This is a genomic window from Candidatus Symbiopectobacterium sp. NZEC127 (genome assembly GCF_025962675.1).
Taxonomy (GTDB): domain Bacteria; phylum Pseudomonadota; class Gammaproteobacteria; order Enterobacterales; family Enterobacteriaceae; genus Symbiopectobacterium.
This window is the reverse complement of record NZ_JAGFPG010000046.1, coordinates 1-621: the sequence shown is the minus strand read 5'-3', so window position 1 is coordinate 621 and position 621 is coordinate 1. Positions and strand designations below refer to the sequence as shown.

The window sequence follows — 621 nt, the reverse complement described above, 5'->3', positions numbered from 1 at the left end:
AAAGTTAAATAGACACAGCCCGAATCAATATTGACAGGGCTAAAGATAATGACAGCAGACGCGGCGCAGATGAAAAACGTTTTTTTATAGCACGTCCCCCGCCATACGTGGAAAGGCAGCACGCATACCGTCGTATTAACGTGCTTCGGGTACCACCGTGTAGATGAAAGAGGAGACAATCTCCCCCTCTTTTGTCGTGACGTCTACCGGCACTCTGGCATATTCCTCACCTTCAAATTCATCAAGCGCATCCCAATGCTCGGCCAGGGACGCAGAATAAAACAGATACCCCTCAACGCGGTTTCCGGTGTTATCGAGAACAATCCCCGGATACCCCATACCGGCCCCCCATCCTGCATCAAGCAGTGAACCCGATACCGAGCCCTGCACCCACGTGCCGCCTATCGACTCCAACAGATGCGCATTTTCACACTCGGGCATCAGCGTGCCGTATACAAAGAGACTGTCCATACTGCTCCTGTCATGTTAACAATAATGATGTGTCCTGCTCTGGTGGTAAGGAGCGTCGCGTAATATTTACCGTAACGCAGCAAGGGGATCATTATCAACATTATCGATGTACGCCCCCACATTCCTCAACGCGGTCCATTGGACCTTGCA

At 51.0% G+C, this 621-nt stretch carries 1 protein-coding gene; it reads right to left on the bottom strand.

The annotated features are described in order from the left end of the window. Positions 1–135: 135 nt before the first annotated feature. Entirely contained in the window at positions 136–471 is a 336-nt protein-coding gene (locus J5069_RS23840; protein ID WP_264626940.1) for a gamma-glutamylcyclotransferase, read from the bottom strand. Positions 472–621 lie beyond the last annotated feature (150 nt).

Excerpts from the sequence above, each read along its gene's own strand:
- J5069_RS23840 (WP_264626940.1), bottom strand. The coding sequence starts at position 471 with ATGGACAGTCTCTTTGTATACGGCACGCTGATGCCCGAGTGTGAAAAT.